7 protein-coding genes are annotated in these 15271 nt (G+C 56.4%); 4 read left to right on the top strand and 3 right to left on the bottom strand.

What is annotated here, in order from left to right:
- Window positions 1-31: 31 nt before the first annotated feature.
- Window positions 32-373, bottom strand: a complete 342-nt coding sequence (locus CA948_RS06345) for a Na+/H+ antiporter subunit C (protein ID WP_094196980.1) — start codon at window positions 371-373, stop codon at window positions 32-34.
- The gene (locus tag CA948_RS06340) at window positions 373-3300 is read right to left on the bottom strand and encodes a monovalent cation/H+ antiporter subunit A (RefSeq protein WP_108727601.1); all 2928 of its coding nucleotides are present in this window, start codon (window positions 3298-3300) and stop codon (window positions 373-375) included. Before CA948_RS06340 ends, CA948_RS06345 begins: the two co-directional genes overlap by 1 nt.
- 196 nt (window positions 3301-3496) lie before the next feature.
- Between CA948_RS06340 and hemN the strand changes: the two genes are divergently transcribed.
- Together hemN and CA948_RS06330 are read left to right on the top strand one after the other, a co-directional pair.
- Window positions 3497-4918, top strand: coding sequence for an oxygen-independent coproporphyrinogen III oxidase (hemN, locus tag CA948_RS06335; RefSeq protein WP_108727600.1), 1422 nt, complete (start codon window positions 3497-3499; stop codon window positions 4916-4918).
- A gap of 122 nt (window positions 4919-5040) precedes the next feature.
- Entirely contained in the window at window positions 5041-6189 is a 1149-nt protein-coding gene (locus CA948_RS06330) for an NAD(P)H-dependent flavin oxidoreductase (protein WP_094196977.1), read from the top strand.
- Window positions 6190-6322: 133 nt separating this feature from the next.
- Here CA948_RS06330 and CA948_RS06325 read toward each other — a convergent pair whose 3' ends face one another.
- Entirely contained in the window at window positions 6323-6859 is a 537-nt protein-coding gene (locus CA948_RS06325) for a hypothetical protein (protein ID WP_094196976.1), read from the bottom strand.
- Window positions 6860-7203: 344 nt separating this feature from the next.
- Between CA948_RS06325 and CA948_RS06320 the strand changes: the two genes are divergently transcribed.
- Both CA948_RS06320 and pbpC read left to right on the top strand, forming a co-directional pair.
- Complete coding sequence (locus CA948_RS06320) at window positions 7204-13113, top strand: alpha-2-macroglobulin family protein (RefSeq protein WP_108727599.1); 5910 nt, start codon at window positions 7204-7206, stop codon at window positions 13111-13113.
- The gene (pbpC, locus tag CA948_RS06315; RefSeq protein WP_108727598.1) at window positions 13097-15259 is read left to right on the top strand and encodes a penicillin-binding protein 1C; all 2163 of its coding nucleotides are present in this window, start codon (window positions 13097-13099) and stop codon (window positions 15257-15259) included. The genes CA948_RS06320 and pbpC overlap by 17 nt, the downstream gene beginning before the upstream one ends.
- Window positions 15260-15271: the final 12 nt, after the last annotated feature.

Below are 15271 nucleotides of genomic sequence, written 5' to 3'. Positions count from 1 at the left end.
GGCAATACGGGCAAGTGTTGGTTGAGTAGACTCACAGATCGTCTTCCTCGCGGCCATCAACGTGGTCAGTGCCGCTCAGGCCGCGATTGGCCAGAATGACGACCAGAAACAGGGCGGTGGTGGCAAAGCCAATCACAATTGCGGTCAACACCAAAGCTTGGGGCAGGGGGTCCGCATAGTCCACCCCCTGTTTGCTGGCGTTGATAACGGGAGCGGCGCTGATTTTGAGCCTACCCATACTGAAGATGAACAGGTTCACGGCGTAGGACACTAAAGCCAGTCCCATGATGACCTGAAAAGTACGTGGGCGCAGCAGGAGCCAAACGCCTGAGCCGGCCAGTACACCAATCGCAATTGAAAGCACGATTTCCATTATTTGTTCTCCATCCCGGATGAAGCGTTCGAGGCGGATTGCAGCGACGGTAGTTTGCGATAAAAACGTAGGGACTGGTGAGCCAACGCGATCAAAATCAGGATGGTGGAGCCAATCACCAGCATGAACACGCCGATGTCAAAAATCAGTGCGCTGGAAGTATGCACATTGCCAACCAGGGGCAGGTGCAGATCCCAGCTTTGGGCCGATAGAAAGGGCTTGTTAAAGGCCCAGACCAGCATGGCGGCCACACCGGCGGTCAACAGACCCAAGCCAATCCAGGTTTGAGGTTGAATCAGTGGGCGGGATTCCATCCACACCACGCCGCTGACCATGTACTGCAAGATAATGCCGGTTGCCATGATCAGGCCTCCCACGAAACCACCACCAGGCAGGTTGTGCCCGCGCAGCAGGAAGTACAAGGCGATCAGCGTAGAGATAGGCAGTAGCAAGCGCAGCAAGACGGCAGGGATCTGCATGATGCCTTCGGGCAGGGCAGTCTTGGGGTCGGGCTCCACAAAGACAGCTTCGCGGCTGTCCTTGACGTTCTGGCGACGGGCCAGCGGCTGGGCAATGGCTTCAATGGGGGGGCGGAAACGACGCAGCAAGGCGAAGACCGTCAAGGCAACAATAGCCAGCACCACGATTTCACCAAAGGTATCAAAGCCACGGAAGTCGACCAGAATCACGTTCACTACGTTGGCCCCGCCGCCCAGAGGCAGCGCTTTCTCGACAAAGAAGGGGGAGATACCGCTGGGGTGAGGGCGCGTCATCATGGCGTAGGCCAGCACAGCAATACCGCAACCGGCCAGAATGGCAATGATCAAATCGCGGCTACGGCGTAGCAGGGCGCGAGCACTCTTGTCCTGATTGCCGGGTATATCACTGACCCGTTGTGGCAACCAGCGCAGGCCCAGCAAAATCAGCACCACGGTGACTACTTCTACGGCCAATTGAGTCAGTGCCAGGTCAGGGGCCGACAGCCAGGCAAAGGTCAGGCTGGTAACCAGACCGGCACCTCCGGATAGCAACAAGGAGGCCGGACGGTGGAATTTGGCTTGACGGGCAGCACCAATCGCGCAGGCAATTCCCACTGCCCACATCAGGACAAAGAAGGGGTCAATGGGTGTAGAAATGGTGGATTTGAACCAGTTTCCACGGGCCAGAGGCAGGGAGGCAACGCAGAGTGTTGCCACAATGATCAGCAGCATCTGACGTTGCAGGCGTGGCGAGTACAGTTTGCCTACCGCCCAGTTTGCGGCCACTTCCAGATATTCCATGGCCAGCTCAAAGAAGCGCCTGCCATCGGCACGGGTCAGCAAAGGCGTGCGGCCTTGGCGGTTTTTGTAGAAACGGTTGATGATCAGAACGAAGATCACGCCCATGCCGGTGGCAAGCAGGCTCATGATCAAGGGCAGGTTGAAACCATGCCAGACGGCCAGGTTGTATTGGGGCATTTCAGCGCCCAGAATGGCGTTGGCCGCAGTATGCAGGAAGGGGCCAAACGTCAGGCTAGGAATAATACCGACCAACAAACAGGTCAGCACCAAAATGGCACTGGGGATCAACATGCGGCGAGGCGGCTCATGCGGCTGTCGTGGCAAGTCGGTGGCGACAGGACCAAAGAAGACCTGGGCGATAAAGCGTAGGGAATAGGCCACGCTAAAGGCCCCGGCGATGACCGCCACAACGGGCAGAGCGTACTCCCAGATATTGCCGTTACCGGCCAGAATGGTCTCGGCAAAGAACATTTCTTTGGAGATAAAGCCGTTCAACAGGGGCACGCCGGCCATGGCGGCTGCCGCGACAGTTGCCAGAGTGGCTGTCAAGGGCATAGCGTGGCGCAGACCGGATAGCCGATTCAGGTTACGGGTTCCCGTTTCGTGGTCCACGATACCGGCTGCCATGAACAAGGAAGCCTTGAAGGTGGCATGGTTCATCATGTGAAACAGCGCCGCGACCAGAGCAAGCGGGCTGTTCAGCCCCAGCAGCAAGGTAATCAGACCCAGATGGCTAATGGTGGAGTAGGCCAGCACGCCTTTCATATCGCGCTGGAACATGGCTACGTAGGCTCCCAGTGTCAGAGAGCACAGACCGGCGCCACCAATAATGACAGCCCATTCTGTCGTGCCCGACAGTGCAGGCCACAGGCGTGCCAACAGGAATACGCCGGCCTTGACCATGGTGGCCGAGTGTAAATACGCCGACACGGGAGTGGGGGCGGCCATGGCATGGGGTAGCCAGATATGAAAGGGGAACTGGGCACTTTTAGTGAGCGCGCCCAAGGCAATCAGGATCAGCATCCCGGTATACCAAGGGTGGTTGCGAATCTGCTCGCCCGACTCCAATACCACGCTCAAGTCATAGCTGCCAGCGGCCTGGCCCAGCATGAGCACACCTGCCAGTAAACAGAACCCCCCGGTGCCGGTGATGATCAGCGACATACGCGCACCCCGGCGCGCATCCATGCGGTGATACCAGTAGGCGATCAGCATGAAGGAGGAGATGCTCGTCAGCTCCCAGAACACCACCAACTGGATCAGGTTGCCCGACAGCACCACGCCGAGCATCGAACCCATAAAGGCTTGTAGAAAGGAGAAGAAGCGTCGGACTGGATCTTGGGCTGACAGGTAATAATGCGCGTAAAGGGCAATCAAGGCCCCCATGGCAGTAATGATGACACTGAACAGCCAGGCATAGCCGTCCATGCGCAGCTTGAAGGTCAAGCCATGAGCGGGAATCCAGGAACGGGATGACTCCAACACCTCTCCGCGAGCAATGTCTGGATAGGCGTAGAGAGTCAGTAGGGTGCAGGTAATGGCAACAGCGCCTGCAAGAGATGCTTGGAGTTTGCGAGAGTTCGCGGGCATCAGGGAAGATAGCAAACTACCGATGAACGGCAGTGCTAGGATCACGAGCAAATACATCTGACTCCAACAGGCGGTGATTTAGGCGGCTAGCGCTTAATAATACGATATATGCGGCTAATTTCAGTCCAACTGCGAGAAAAAAAGCGTTTTTTTAGTTCTTGCGGGCTTGATGCAGGTCAAGCGCATACGTGAGGTTTTCTCTCACAATAAATGCTTGACTAGAAGAAACCGGTCTTTTTCAGGAGGCCCCTGTATGCCGCAAACTTTGGAAGCATCGGATACCAGTGCTCCGACCGCGCAAGATATTGAAATCTCAGAAGCCCTGATCCGGCGCTTTGATCGTTCTGGACCACGTTATACCTCCTATCCCACCGCAGACCGTTTTTTTCAGGACTTCCCCGCCCAGCCCTATATTCACGAGCTATCGCGACGGGCCTTGAGCAGCAGCAATCCCCCTTTGTCGGTGTACCTGCATATTCCGTTTTGCCAGTCGCTTTGCTACTTTTGTGCCTGCAATAAAATTATTACGCAGGACCGTAGCAAGAGCGAGCAGTACCTGGATTACCTGCTGCGCGAAATTGACATGGTTACCCAATACATGGATGCGGACAGGCGCACCGAACAATTGCATTTGGGCGGCGGCTCGCCCACGTTCCTGGATAACGAGCAACTGGCTCGTCTGATGGCCAAGCTTAACGAGCAGTTTGCGTTTACGGACGATGCGGAGTTGGGCATCGAAATCGACCCACGTACCTTGGCGCAAGGCACTCTCCAGAACCTGGCGGCTCTGGGCTTTAACCGTACCAGTTTTGGGGTGCAAGACTTTGACCCCAACGTGCAAAAGGCGATTAATCGTATTCAGCCCTTCGAGATGGTCAAACGCGCCATCGAAGAAAGCCGGGCGGCCGGTTTTCAATCCATCAATACGGATCTGATCTACGGTTTGCCTTTGCAGACTCTAGAAAGCTTTGCCATCACGATTGACTCGCTGGTGCAACTGCGTCCAGATCGCATCGCTCTTTATAACTACGCGCACTTGCCCACGCGCTTTAAGGCTCAGCGCTTGATTAACGAAGAAGAATTGCCTGACGCCGACCAGCGTCTGCAACTGTTCCTGATGTCTTCGCAGCGTCTGTTGGACGCCGGCTATGTTTACATTGGTCTGGATCACTTTGCCCTGCCTACCGATGAACTGAATCTGGCCCGTCTGGACGGGAGCTTGCACCGCAACTTTCAGGGTTACACCACCCGTGCCGCCTGTGATCTGGTCTCTTTCGGTGTGTCGTCTATCGGTCAAGTGGGGACTATGCATGTGCAAAATGCCCGCAGCCTGCGCAATTACTACGCCGATATAGATCAGGGGCGTCTACCGATCGAGCGCGGCATTGTGATGCAGCAAGACGATCGCCTACGGGCGGAAGTGATCATGCATTTGATGTGCAGCATGCCTGTGCCTATTGCGCGTCTGGAAGCGCGTTATGGTATTGATTTTGCTAGCTATTTTTCTTCTGAGCTGCAAGAGCTCCACAGCTATGCCCAAGCCGGCTTGCTGACGGTCGATTCCCAGTCTATCCAGGTGTTGCCCAAAGGTCGCCTGTTTGTGCGCGCCTACAGCATGGTGTTCGACAAGTATTTGAGCCAGGAAAGCGGTGCACGCTATTCCCGCCTGATTTAACACAGTGGCCGTCTTTGCAGACGGCCACGATTCTATTGCCCTGTTTCGGGTCCCGACGTGGCCGGCAGGTTCTTGCATCAACCTAAGGTATTAACATCGTGCTAAAGACGGATTTACGTCTCATGTCCCTGAAGGGAAAACTGCTTTTGCCTATTGTTCAAGGCGGCATGGGAGTCGGTATTTCGGCGTCCCGGCTGGCGGGTACAGTGGCCGCATTGGGAGGGCTGGGGACGATCTCCAGCGTGGATTTACGACGCCATCACGAAGATCTCATGGACAGCACCGGGGGAGGTGTCGAAAAAGGCGTAGTCGATGCGGCTAATTTGCAGGCGCTGGACCGTGAAATTCATCGGGCTCGAGAGCGATCAGGGGGAAAGGGCGGGATTGCAGTTAATATCATGAAGGCTGTTTCGCAGTATCCCGAATATGTGCGTCAGTCCTGCGAGAGCGGCGCAGACGCGGTGGTGGTAGGCGCTGGCCTGCCCCTGGATTTGCCTGAACTGGTTCAGGATCACCCCAAAGTTGCCCTGATTCCTATCTTGTCGGATGTACGTGGCGTCACCCTGCTGGTCAAGAAATGGCTGCGTCGCAAGCGTCTGCCGGACGCCGTCGTTCTGGAAAACCCCCGTTATGCCGCAGGTCACCTGGGCGCCGCCGACGATCAGTCCTTGAACAAACCTGAATATGCGTTCCAGCGTGTGCTGGAGGGTTGCCGAGCCTTGTTCCGCGAGCTGGGCCTGGAGGCCGAGCGTATTCCCTTGATCGCCGCAGGCGGGATTCACCGCCCTGAACAACTACGTCAATTAATGGATTGGGGTGCAGACGGTGTGCAAATGGGGACAGCGTTTGCGGTCACTGAAGAAGGTGATGCGCATGAGAACTTCAAGCGCGTTTTGTTGGATGCGGAGCCCAAGGACATCGTGACATTCATGAGTGTGGCCGGCTTGCCCGCTCGCGCTGTTCGTACGCCTTGGCTGGATGCCTATTTGCACAAAGAGCAAAAACTGCAATCGGTGGCGCGTGAGCGTGCTTGCACGGAAGGCTTTGATTGCCTGGCCCATTGTGGTTTGCGCGATGGTGTGCAGCGTCATGGTCAGTTTTGTATTGACCGTCAGCTAGCCTACGCCTTGAAAGGGGATGTGGAGCGTGGTCTGTTCTTTCGCAGTTCCGAAGCCCTGCCTTTTGGCAAGGCGATGAAGTCGGTGCGCGAGCTGATGGACTATATGTTGAATGGCCGTAGTAAAACGCCTGGGGTGGTTCCTGCTGGCTAAAATGAGCAGTATGACGAGGGGGCGGGTTAATGACCCGTCGCTTTGTCACACTTTGTCTGCTTGCTCACTGTGTCCAGCTTATCTGAGCTATTCAAAGAGCGATCTTGATAAGAGCTAAAGCATCGACAGGGTTTTAGTCCTTGATTTCACGTATCAGGCCTTGCTCACTGCCATCGATCGTATGTACCGCTTCATGTCGTTGCGTTTCCAACGCCAGGCGTCGCGCAATTTCATAGCATTCTTCAATATGCTGGTTGCCCACTTTACGCAGCACGACAAAGCTGATGGATGCCGAGATGGCACTACCAATCAAGGGGACATATTTGGCGCCGTATTTGCCGGCCAGTTTTTTGGCCCCCAGGCGCACCAGAATATTGATGACACGGTCCGTTGTCAGAACCCGTCCCACCATGCCCAGCCCCATGCTGGTTCCACCGACGACTACCAGTTTTTTAAGCTCCGGGCTTAGGGCGTCCACATCGTTGGCGGTCAGCCCAAAGCGGGCATTGATGATGGGAATGACCTTCATCAAAATAGCCACATCTGCGCCCACATCCACACCGGGGATGGGGACCACGGCAGCGGCCGCTGATAGCAGGGCGCGTCGACTGATTAATTGGCGACATTCTTCGCGGGTTTTATCCAGTTCCTGCAGTGTCATCGAGCTCATGTGTCTGTCCTGAAATCAAGGCGGAGGGATCTGTGCAAGCCTTAACACATATGGGGCGGGTAGGCCGGGTTTCCAGTAAGGGGTGGCGAAATTGTGCTTCTAATCGTAGTTGATATCGCCTGTTTTAGGAAAAAAGCGGGGTATTGGTCGCATATGAAATTTTTACTTTCAAATGCCATCAGAGTTTGCCTTAAGTGAGATTGCAGGCTTTTAAATCAGCGTGTCTTTTTTTGTTGCACTTGGTGGTGTTCTTTATGTCCTTTTGAGGTCTCTCATTCATGCTCAGAGGCGCTGATTTCCATTAAACTGGCGCCGAAAATAGCATATTCCATAGGGGAAGAACGATGCATCGCCAGTCTTTGCTGGGTTTGGTGTTCTTGCTGAGCGTCAGTAGCGCTCAAGCCATTACGATAAGCAGTTTTTCGCCTCAGGGGGCGACATCAGATTTACGGGACGTCAAAGTTACTTTTGCCAAACCCGCTGTCCATTTTGGGGATTCGCAATTACCTGCGCCCGTGCTGGTGCAGTGTGATGATCCCGCTGTGGTTGGCCAGGGCCGCTGGCTCGATTCCCGTCGTTGGATTTATGAGTTTGACGAGCGCCCAGGGCCAGGGTTGAGTTGTACGGCGGTCGTGTCCAAAAGCTTTCGCAGCATCAACAATGAAGCGATCAGCGGGCCGGCTCAGTATCGTTTTAATTCTGGCGGTGCCATTTTGGAAAGCAACCGCCCGTATTACAACATTATTGATGAGGACCAGGTTTTTCTATTCAGTTTCAATGCGCCTGTTAATACCGGCTCTTTAATCAAGAACGGCTATTGCCGGGTAGAGGGTATTGGCGAGCGCATTGGCCTGAAAGCGGTTGAAGGTGCCCAGCGAGATGCGATGGTGCGCTCTGAGTTCTATGTGGATGAGGTAGACGAGCGTTACCAAGCCGTGCAGTGTGCGCGGCCCTTGCCAGCCGATGCCACCGTGTCGGTGGTGCTGGAGCCGGGCATCATGACCCAGATCGAAAATCGCAAGGGTGTCCCTAATACGGATCGTTACACCTACGATTTCAATGTGCGTCCTGAATTTACGGCCTCGCTCTCTTGCATGCGAGAGCGCGCCGAAGCACCTTGCACGCCAGTTGGCAGCTTCGGTGTTCAGTTCTCCGCGCCCGTCGCGTACGAGTACTTGAGCCAGATCCGTTTGGAAGCGGGCCAACAAGTTTGGGAGCCTGTGTCTGATAGTGATGAGGCATGGCAGGATCGTGGCCCCAGCCAATACCTGCGTTTCCAGGGACCTTTCCCTGAAAACGCTAAGCTGACGGTCAAAATTCCGGACGGCCTGACTGACGACGCTGGCCGCAGTCTTAAGAACCCGCAGGTTCTGAGTAAGGGGATGAGCACCACAACGTATCCGCCGCTGGTGAAGTTTGCCGTGGAGCCTTTTGGGATTGTGGAGCGTTTCGGCCATGCCGATCGCGAGGGTTCGGATGATTCTGATCCCCCGGCCATTGGCTTGAGCCTGCGTAATGTCGAGCCGGATCTCACGACTGAGCAAATGCTGGTGTCGGCCGGTCAGGTGGGGGCCTTGGCCGTAAAGGATGATAGAGAGGTCCTGGCCTGGTATTCCCGTCTGCGTCAGCTGGATTATTCCTGGAGGGTCAGTGCGGAACGACTGCGTGACATGATGGGCGGCGATTTCCATATTACCGCTCCGATTGATCAGTACGGTCAACTGGACCTACGTGCTCAGCCTTTGCTGGTCGGCAAAGAGGTCAAGAAGCTGGACCTGCCTGGTATGGATCAAAAAGATGAACGTCCTTTTGAGCTAATTGGTGTGCCGCTCAAAGAGCCAGGTTTTCATGTGCTGGAAGTCGCTTCCCCACGTTTGGGCGCGTCTTTGCTGGAATCGGCAGGCACCATGTACGTGCGCAGCTCCGTGCTGGTGACTAATCTGGGTGTACACATCAAGAAAGGGGGGGACGACTTGCTGGTTTGGGTGACCACCTTGGATGATGCCAAGGTGGTGCCGGGCGCCAAGATCCGTGTCATGAACTGCCGTGGCGAGGAACTGGTGCAGGGCGAGACGGACAAAGACGGGATGTTCCACCATCCGCAGTCAGTGGACAGCGCCGACTACTGCCAGGAAACAGGGCTTTCCGGCTTGTTTGTGACAGCGCGCATCGACAAAAGCAACCCCATGGCACGCGGTAAAGCTGATTTCAGCTTCGCCTTGAGCGAGTGGAATTCGGGTATCGAGCCCTGGCGCTTTAATGTCCCCTACAACTGGGGCGGTCGCGACGACCCTGTGGCCCACACCGTCATGGATCGCAGCCTGTTTCGTGCTGGTGAAGTGGTGCACATGAAGCACTACGTGCGCGAACGCGTACGTGACGGTTTCAAGGCTCCCGATCGTTATCCCGAGGCGATGATTGTCGAGCACGATGGCAGCGGCAAGCGAATTGAGTTGCCTTTGAAGTGGCAAAAGACCGCCGCTGGCAGTGTATTTGCTTTGAATGACTGGAAGATCCCCAAGGATGCCGAGCTGGGTGTTTACCGTTTGCGTACCGAAGGTGAAAACCAGTACTTCAATTTTGGCGAGTTCCGCGTTGAACAGTTCAAGTTGCCTGTTTTGGGCGGCAGCATCAAGTTGGGTGATGGCCAGGATCGTCCTTATCTGGTTAGCCCCAAACAGATGCAGGCTGATTTGCAACTGCACTATCTGTCAGGTGGTCCTGCTGACTTCTTACCAGTGCAGTTGTCGGCGGTGGTTCGTACCCAGTCGCCTTCATTTAGCGCGTATGACGACTATAGCTTTGCTCCTCCCCAGACGGTTGAGCAATCTGACGCCTCGAACGCGCGCGTTTTTCTGAACAAGCAGCGCTTCCAGTTGGATGCTCAAGGAGGTTTGCGTGCCAAGCTGGATGATCTGCCTGTGGTGGATCGACCTTCCGAATTTCTGGTGGAAGCGACCTTTGCCGATCCTAACGGTGAAATTCAGACCCTGACCCAAACGGTGTCTGTATGGCCTGCCGATGTAGTGGCTGGTCTGCGTGCGGGTAGCTGGTTGGCCGCCGGTTCGTCCACCAAGCTCTCGGCCATTGCGGTGAGCCCGGACGGCAAGCCGCTGAAAAACGTGCCCGTGCGGATTGAAGCTGCCAATGTGCAGCGCTTCTCGATTCGTAAGCGCATGGTGGGTGGCTTCTATAGCTACGACAATCAGGAGCAGCGCGAAGACCTGGGCACGATCTGCGAGGGCCGCAGTGACGATCAAGGCCTGGTGCAGTGCGATGTCAAACTGGACAAGGGCGGTCAGGTCGAGCTGCGTGCGATTGCGCGTGATGGCGAAGGCCGTGAGTCGGTCTCCGCCAGCAGTGTTTGGGTCAGCGGTTCGGGCGATATGTGGTTTGGTGGTCAGAACGATGACCGTATCGACGTGATTCCTGCGAAAAAGACCTGGGCTCCTGGCGAGACAGCCGAGTTTCAGGTGCGCATGCCTTTTCGCGAAGCCACGGCCCTGGTGTCAGTGGAGCGTGAAGGAGTCTTGCAGGCTCAAGTGGTTCAGTTGGAGGGCGATAGCCCGAACGTCAGTGTAGAGATCAAGCCTGAGTGGGGGCCGAACGTCTATGTGTCTGTGCTGGTGCTGCGTGGCCGACTGCGTGAAGTGCCTTGGTACTCCTTCTTTAGCTGGGGCTGGAGTCAGCCTTTGAACTGGTACAAGGCCTACTCGGAAGGCGGTGGCGAATTTGTGGCCCCGACGACCACCGTGGACTTGTCCAAGCCCAGCTATCGTTTTGGTTTGGCCAGCATTGAAGTCAGCAGCCAGCAAGATGCGCTGGATGTGAAAGTGACGACAGACCGCAGCCAGTACGCCATTCGCGAACAGGCCAAAGTTGATATTCAGGTTCTGAAGTCCGATGGCACACCGGCAGCCGGTGCGTCTGTGGCCTTGGCCGCGGTGGATCAGGCCCTGCTGGAGCTGAGCCCGAACAATAGCTGGAACTTGCTTAACGCCATGCGCGCCTTGCGTGGCTACAACGTGCAGACCGCCACGGCGCAGTCTGAAATCGTGGGGCGTCGTCACTATGGTCGCAAGGCCGTAGCGGCCGGTGGTGGCGGTGGCAAAAGCCCCACTCGCGAGCTGCTGGATACCTTGCTGCTGTGGAACGGTAATGTGGAGCTGGACGCACAGGGTCGCGCAACGGTGACTGTCCCGCTGAAAGACTCCCTGACCCAGTACCGCATCGTGGCTGTGGCTGATCTGGCGGGTGATCGCTTTGGTAGCGGTTCGGCCCAGATCGTCACCACGCAAGACCTGCAAATCATTTCCGGTTTGCCTGCCATTGCCCGTGAAGGCGATGACTATCAGGCCCAGGTGACGCTGCGTAATAGCAGCCCACGTGCCATGACCGTGAAAGTGCAGGCGAAGTACCTTGGTAAAGGCTTGCCATCGGCAGAGTTGCCTGAGCAAACCGTTGAGCTGGCTTCCGGTTCGGCCAAAGTGCTTGTTTGGCCTATGTCGGTTCCACTGTCCAGTGGATCGGCCGATTCGCACCAAATGGAGTGGACGGTTGATGCACAGGAAGTTCAGCAGTCCGGTGTCACGGGCAAAGCAGCCAAAGACAGCCTGACGATTAAGCAGGAGGTCCTGACTGCCACCCCCATCACCGTTCAGCAGGGAACACTGGTTGCTGTGGGTATTGATGCCCCCCTGAACATGTCGGTGCAGGCACCGGCTGGTGCCTTGAAGAATGAGCAAGGGGTGGTTCAAGGAGGGCTGCAGATGCTGTTCCGCTCTTCTTTGGGCGGCGGTATGGAAGGGGTGCGTGCCTGGTTTGAACGCTATCCTTACAGTTGCTTTGAGCAGCAAGCCTCGCGCTTCATGGGCCTGCGTTCCGAACAGGCTTGGGCTGGTCTGATGCAGCGCATGCCTTCGTATATGGACCAGAATGGTTTGCTGCGTTACTTCCCAAGCAACTACGGTTGGGGCAGTCGTGTGCTGACCAGCTACATCCTGGATATCAGCTATATTGCTGAATCCATTGGCCTGAACTTCTCCATTCCGGATGGCTTGCGCAACGAGATGCTGCAGGGCCTGGAGAACGTGGTCAATGGTCGAATCCCGACTATGCAAACGGTGTCTCGTCAAGAGCGTGATATCGAGGTAATTCGTGCTGCGGCTGTGTTGGCCAAGTACGACCGCGCTCGCGTCAATATGCTGGATTCGGTGGAGCTGAACCTGCAAAGCTGGCCAACCGAAATTCTGCTGGCCTGGGTTGATCTGACTCAGCGTTTGCCAGGCATCAAAAAAGCCGAGCAGACGCGTAAAGAAGCCATGGGTCTGATTCAGGCACGCCTGATCAGTCGTGGTACCCGTCTGGTCTTTGGTGAGGATGCGCTTAACGGCAGCCCATGGGCCATGACCAGCCGTGTGACCAACCAGGTTCGCCTGATGTTGCTGGCCAATCAGATGCCGGACTGGACCGAGGATATGCCTCGCCTGGCCCAAGGTCTGTTGGCAGAACAGCAACGGGGTGCATGGCGCATGACCACTGAAAATCTTTTGGGTAGCTTGGCCATTGAGCAGTTCAGCCGTCATCATGAACAGCAACCTAGCGGCCAGTCCATGGTGATTCTGGGCTCGGAAACGGCCCAAGTGGTGGACTGGGACATGCTCAAGCCTGACGGCCAGGGTGTGCGTTCCGCCAAGATTGACGTGCCTTGGCGGGGTGATCAGGTCGATAACCTGAGTGTTGAGCAAATGGGCGAAGGCAAGGCCTGGATCGACGTCCGTTCCCTGGCGGCGGTGCCTGTGACCAAACCTATCTCTGCTGGCTTGAGCCTTGAGCGTCATATTGAGGCTGTGGAGCAGGCCAAGCCTGGCGTGTGGAGTCGTGGCGACATCATGCGCGTGAAGATCAAGGTCAAGGCCCAAGGTCAGGCAAGCTGGGTCGTTGTGTCTGATCCAGTCCCTGCCGGAGCCACGATCTTGGGCAGTGGCCTGGGTCGCGACTCTGCCATGGCAACAGCCGGTGAAGAACAATCCGGCCAGTGGCCCAGCTTCGTCGAGCGTCGCTTTGATGGTTACCGTGCTTACTACGAGCGCTTTGAAGAAGGCACGACCGAGGTCAGCTATACGGTGCGTTTGAACACTGTGGGCCAGTTTGTGTTGCCAGCCAGTCGTGCTGAGGCCCTGTACGAGCCTGATGTATTTGCCGTCTGGCCTAACGAGCAAGTTCTGGAAGTTGTGGATGCACCCGTCAAGTAAAGCAGGACTGCTGGTGCTGGGACTGGCCCTGTGGGCCAGTCCTGGGCAGGCTACCCCCAGCTACGAGGACGTTCGGCAAGCGTACCGCTCTTCCGATGTACAGGTTCTGGATCGCCAGGGCCAGCTTATCCAACGAGTCCGTCTGGACTTTCATCAACGACGCGGCGACTGGGTCGCGCTGGAGCAAATTTCTCCGGCTTTGCAAATGGCGGTCCTGATGTCTGAGGACCGCCGTTTTGAGTCTCATGGTGGGGTGGATTGGTTATCCGTCGGCTCTGCGGCCTGGGATGGTCTGTTTGCCGGGCGGAGTCGCGGTGCCTCGACCATTACCATGCAGCTAGCCGGTCTGATGGACCAGGATCTGCTTGGTGGTCGTGGTGGGCGCTCGGTCTGGCAAAAGCTGGATCAGGTGGTGGCGGCCCAATCGTTGGAAGATACCTGGAGCAAACCCGAAATTTTGGAAACCTATCTGAATCAGGTGGCTTTCCGGGGTGAGCTGATCGGGGTGGATGCGATGGCGCGCACCCTGTTTCAAAAGCAGGCCGCAGCATTGGACGCGCGTGAGTCGGCCATTGCCGCTGTGTTGTTGCGCGGCCCGAATGCCTCGGCCTTGACGGTTGAACGCCGGGCGTGTTTGACCTTGCAGGAAATGGGGCGCGCCGAGCAATGTCGAGCGTTGAGTAATCTGGTGCCGGTGGCTTTGCGCCGGGCCGGACAAGCCCCCTTGGGGCAGGCTCAACGGGCGCCGCATTTTGCCCGTTGGGTCTTGGATCAGAATCCGCAAATCAAAGCGGGTGATAGTGTCCACACAAGCTTGGACACGCGATTGCAAATGCAGGTGCAGGCCAGTATGCGGCGACACTTGCTCGATCTCAGTACCGCGCGTGTGCAGGATGCTGCCGTTGTGGTGCTGGACAATCACAGCGGGCAGGTTCTGGCCTACGTCGGTTCCAGTGGTGACCTGTCCGAGGCGGCCGAGGTGGATCATGCTCGCGCTTTGCGGCAGGCCGGCTCTACGCTCAAGCCTTTTCTGTATGAGATGGCGATTGAAAAGCGATTGTTGACCGCGGCGTCTTTGCTGGAGGATTCCCCGCTGAATTTGTCCACCGGTAATGGCCTGTATATCCCGCAAAACTATGACAAGCAGTTTGTGGGTTGGGTCAGTGCGCGTAATGCCCTGGCCTCTTCGTTGAATATCCCCGCTGTGCGGGTGTTGACCATGCTGGGGCCTGCCAATCTGGTGGATCGCTTGCGTGCGTTAGGCATGAATCTGCGCCAGGATGGCGATTTCTATGGGTATAGCTTGGCTTTGGGCAGTGCGGATGTCAGCTTGTTGGAGTTGACCAATGCCTACCGTGCTCTGGCCAATTTAGGCCAGACTCAAGCCGTGCAAACACGTATGGACCAGCAAAGCGCTGCCTTTCATCCTGTGATGGATGCAGGCGCTAGCTGGATTGTGGGCGACATATTGTCGGACCGTCAGGCGCGGGTGCTGACCTTTGGTTTGGACAGTGCCTTGAGTACACCGTTTTGGAGTGCGGTTAAAACCGGAACCAGTAAAGATATGCGTGATAACTGGGCCCTGGGGTGGACAGAGCACTTTACCGTCGGTGTTTGGGTGGGAAATAGTGCCGGTCAAAGTATGCAAGATGTATCAGGCGTTAGCGGTGCGGCACCGATCTGGCACGAGGTGATTTCGATCCTGCAGCAGCGTCGCCCCGGCCGCCAAACGGCTATGCCTGCTCAGGTGCAGAGGCGGCAGATTGAGTTTTTGCCTGCCATGGAACCTAGCCGTGAGGAATTTTTTGTCGAAGGCACGCAGACTGATCGCGTGGTGTTAAGTGATGTGGAACAGGCCTATGCTGGCCCGGCCCGTATTCGCGAGCCAGTCAATGGCACTATTTTCGCGCTGGATCCGGATATTCCACCACAAAACCAGCAACTGCGATTGCTGGCCCAAGGACAGATTACCGAGCCCTTGGTGTGGTGGGTGCAGGGAGTAGAAGCGGGGAAGGGGGCACAGTTGCGAATTCCGCTGGTGCCGGGAACGCTGCGAATTGAATTGAAAACGGAACACGGTCGCTTAATGGATGAAGTCAGCGTACAAATTAGAGGTGCACAAATGACAAGCTTTAACAAAGATTAACCGCTTGCACTT

Origin of the sequence: Alcaligenes aquatilis (assembly GCF_003076515.1) — a bacterium.
GTDB classification, from domain to species: Bacteria; Pseudomonadota; Gammaproteobacteria; order Burkholderiales; family Burkholderiaceae_B; genus Alcaligenes; species Alcaligenes aquatilis.
The sequence above is the reverse complement of the archived record's forward strand: the minus strand, read 5'-3'. Positions and strand labels throughout refer to the sequence as shown.